The organism is Wolbachia endosymbiont of Cylisticus convexus, assembly GCF_003344345.1.
Map to the genome: position 1 here is coordinate 1 of NZ_QPIP01000191.1, position 4,308 is coordinate 4,308.

General features: G+C 34.7%; 2 protein-coding genes. One reads left to right on the plus strand and one right to left on the minus strand.

The window, feature by feature from the left end; genetic code table 11:
• Nucleotides 1–205: 205 nt before the first annotated feature.
• Complete coding sequence (locus Wcon_RS10165; protein ID WP_114516788.1) at nucleotides 206–1,144, plus strand: IS110 family RNA-guided transposase; 939 nt, start codon at nucleotides 206–208, stop codon at nucleotides 1,142–1,144.
• Between the two features lie 2,443 nt (nucleotides 1,145–3,587).
• Here Wcon_RS10165 and Wcon_RS10170 read toward each other — a convergent pair.
• The coding region (locus Wcon_RS10170; RefSeq protein WP_147269190.1) for an OTU domain-containing protein at nucleotides 3,588–4,308 on the minus strand (721 nt) is incomplete at its 5' end.

Sequence of the window (4,308 nt, forward strand, 5' to 3'; positions counted from 1 at the left end):
TGGATTGTATATTAAATCAAAGTCGCAAGGCTATAATGAGCAAGGAGTGATACTGTCAATTGGATTGATTGATAGAAATCGTAGGAATCTCAGTACACTCCTTGCTTAAAAAATGTAGTACGAACGGTAGGGGGATCTAAAAGATCGAATCACAATCCTGTACATCATTTATATTGTTATTTGATTATAATTTATAGGTGCAAAAATGGCTAGAACAGTTTTTATGGGTATTGATGTTTCAAAAGAGACACTTGATATTTCAATCAACAATAAACATCAGCGTATAGAAAATGCAGAAAAAGCTATATCTGAGTTTATAAAGTCAAAAATAGTTAATGTATTTGTTGAATTATGTGTAGTAGAATCAACAGGCGGTTATGAAAAACTTGTCGTAAAATTGTTACAAGAACATAGTATAGTTGTGCATAGAGCTCACCCAAACCGGGTATATGCGTTTGCGAAAGCTTGTAACCATTTTGCAAAAACAGACAAATTAGATGCAAAATTGCTAGAAAAGTATGCTGAATTTATCACAAAAAACGATGAGGTAGTAGAATGTATAGTTTCACAAAAACAAGAAGAACTAAAAGAACTAAGAGCAATTGAGCGTAATCTAAGCGATGATGTTCACGCAAATATGTGTCGTTTACATAATGTGACAGGAAAAGCCAGAGAATATATAGTAAAGCAGATAGAATTTGCCAAAAAACAATTAGAGCAAGTTAGGCAAGACATAGAAGACATAATAGACTCTGACCCTGGTTTGAAGGAAAAAAGCAAACTTCTAACTAGCTATAAAGGTATTGGACGCAAAATTGCGAGTATCCTACTCATAGAAGTACCTGAGCTTGGTAGATTAGATAATAAAGAAATAGCCTGTCTAATTGGAGTTGCACCAAAAACTAATGAAAGCGGAAGAAAGGTAAGCAAAGCTCAAATCATAGGTGGCAGGTTTTATGCTCGAAAAGCATTATACATGTCTGCTGTGGTCGCAATGCGTCATAACAGGAAAATGAAAGCTCTTTATCAGCGCTTAGTTGCTTCTGGCAAAGCCGCTAAAGTTGCATTAGTTGCTGTCATGAGAAAAATCATTATTTGTTTAAATGCCATGGTAAAAAACAATAGTTTTTATCTTGACGCTTAAGACGGTAGATTCCGATGGCCAAAAAATTAGGTATCAAGGAGATTTATTTTCGCTTTGGTGGTGCAAAAACTTTGAAGGTGGCCATTATAAAAAATGGTAAAATAAAAAGTCAAAAAGATGTGATTGATAAAGTAAAATTATTTGTTATCTCAGAAAGTGGTTCTCATTCTTATACTCAAGAGTTTGATCAAGGTGAATTAAAGAAAGTATTAGGTGAGCATTACTCTCTTGTTGAGGATAACCCAGGTGAAATCAAAGTTAAACTTGTAGAAATTAATAAAGACAATATCAATGATCAGGGAAAAATAGTTGTTGACGTAAAAGATAAAGGAGTGGACATAGAACATAATTCTGAAGTTCAGTTTAAAAAAGTGAGAAAAGGGTTATGGAGGGGTCCCGAAGTCGATATAGCGAAGCTAGCTATTTCCAATCAGCGAACAGTTAAAGCGTCTTTAAGGAGAATTCTTGATAAGATTTACACAACTCACTCTGAATATGCAGACTCACTAATCTATGCTAGTAGAGCGCGCGAAGCAGCACATCATGGATTTATGGTAGGTGTTTTCATGAATTTCCACTATAGGTATAATCTTAGAGTTTATCCAGAGCAATTTGCAGGAAGGGGTTATGCAGATATTGTTTTACTAGCACGTGGCCCTAACCGTGCGCTGGATTCCATTCCTATTATTATTGAGCTGAAAGCTGCTACTCCTGACGAGTTAAAAAAGTTAAGGAAGGGTGAGGAGGTAAAAGAAAATAGCAGAACTACGCCAGCTGCTGCTTTGGAACAAGCAGAAAAATATGCACAAGGTTTCCAACCAAATGTTCAGCGAGTTTTAACTACTGCAAATAACATTTTATGTGTTGGTGTCAATCTTGATCATCCATCCCCTATCTCCAATATTGAAGCAAAAAGTCGTGAAGGAAGAATAGTTCCTTTCTTTCAAGATATGCTAAAATCTGCTGATGACTGGGATACGAAAAGGATTGGAACAATAAAATTAAAAGAACAGGTAAAAGATAATTTGGAACGTATTTACCATACCTTTCCTGGTACACCGGAGAAGGGAGATAATCATTATTTTAGTAGATTTTTACTAGGGCAATCACTATTGCTAAATAGAGTTGAAGATTTAGAAACTGGTTTTAAAAAATACATTTTTATCTATGGAGACAATATACCTACCGAAGTGCATCCCGATTCTGGTAGACCTCAACGTACAAAAGGTGAGCAAACCAAAAAAGAACTATCAACAGGTCTTAATAAAAGCCATGCAGTTGTAACAATGGTGCTTATTCCAGAAAATACAGAGAAGTTGGTTTATGTAATAAATATTGTTGAAGCTAACAGAAAGGATGTACTAAATAAAGCGCTTCCTCTTGATAGATTAGGTAGAGAGATAGGAGGTAGAGAAATAGTTGAATTAGGTCTTAATTTTGATACTAAATACAAGTTAGATTTTAAAAGATATCTTACTATTTGGGCTGAAAAATACAATTCTTTACAAGAGTACAACAACGGAGCTGAGAGACTTCGAGGTACTTTCAAAGAAGTTCCCTATCCTAATGAGCTAAAAGAAACATTTGATAAAGCACTAGATGCTCAGTCTTCGTCAGTAAACGAATATAACAGATTGTTAGAAAAAATTGGAGAAGGGATATGGCCTTTAAAAACTCTTATTGGTAAAGAAAATGATTTCCAGGGGGTATTGCATGGAGCGTTTAGTTATTATAGTGACTTAAAATTACAGGAATTACCAGAAACCAGGGCATTAGTTTTAACTGAGTTTCAAACTGGTAGAGGAAAACGTATTGACATGCTAGTTCATGGTATTAAGTTTGCAGCCGAAAGTGGAAATGCTGAGGAATACACTCCAATAGGGTTGGAACTTAAGACATCAAGGCAGGGCAAAGGAGCTCAAGCTTTATTGAGGGAAGCAAATGATCAAATAAATGAAGAATACAAAAAAGGTGTTACCTATAAAACACTTACAGATGATGACGAGGTGAAATTTATCGGTGTTGTTTTTAATAAAGGATCTAAGGATCAGAATAAGCTTATTTTAACAAGCAGAACAAACGAGGAAGGATTTATTTCTGTTGATGTAATTCACAGTTCTACCTTAGAAATTGATCAGCAACCACCTAGGAAGAAATTTAAACCAAATAGTTGTGTAAAGCGAGGTGGTAGAAATAGAAGAAGTATTAATCCTTGTTTATTTTCAAAAGATGATGTGGAAAAGTTTAGTAAAGGAAAGGTAGATGAAAATAATATAGATAAGGTTATAATTGATAGCGAAAAGTTCCTAATTTATGTTAAAAGTAGTCAAGATGAAAGGAAAAATGCTCAGCTAATAGAGTTTATTGGAAACAAAAATATTGAAGGTGATTATAAATATTTAGTTGATAAGGTAATTAGAGATCAAGGATATGAACGTTATATTCAGAATGAGCGTATCAAGGATTTGTATGGTGACGCTTTACAGCAAAATAGTGGTTTAACAAAAAATTCAAAGTTAAAAAGCAGGTTAATGAATGCTGCAGGTAGAATACAATTAATAAGATCTGTGTCCAGCAAAGTAGAAAAGCTCCCTAAGAAGAAGTGTGTAAAAAATCCTGCTTTTCCTACAGAGTGTAAATAAGATGGAATCTGATCCACAAATGACTGAAATCTCGGTTCAAAAGACTTAAAGTCTTCATCTTGCCGGCTTATACCGACTTCTTTACCTGCTTCCTCTATTAATAACTGTATTAATTCAAAATCTTGTGGCTTTCCTTTACCCATGACTTTTTTTAAACCTTTCGCAAGCTCTACATCATTATCGACAATACCTCCCTCAAGACCAAAGTTATAATGATTTCGTTTACCTGGTGCGCCAACATGAAATAACTGTATTTGAATATTCCCGTTGTCATATTGACTTCTAGTTGCACCAGAAACACTAATCCTTGCGCTAAGCATCTCGCTCATTGCTCTTATTTCATGCTCGCCTCCCCAAGTATTGGGTTTCCTCATGTTTTCTAAATAATTCTCAAAACTGCCTGTAACAAAACCTCTAAACTCGTTCTCATGAGAACTTATATGATCAACTACTCGGTTGCGAAACACGTTTCTCACTAAGTTTGCAAATGTATCATCATAATTGGCAGTACTTAAATTCCGG

Excerpts from the sequence above, each read along its gene's own strand:
- Wcon_RS10165 (WP_114516788.1), top strand. The coding sequence starts at position 206 with ATGGCTAGAACAGTTTTTATGGGTATTGATGTTTCAAAAGAGACACTT.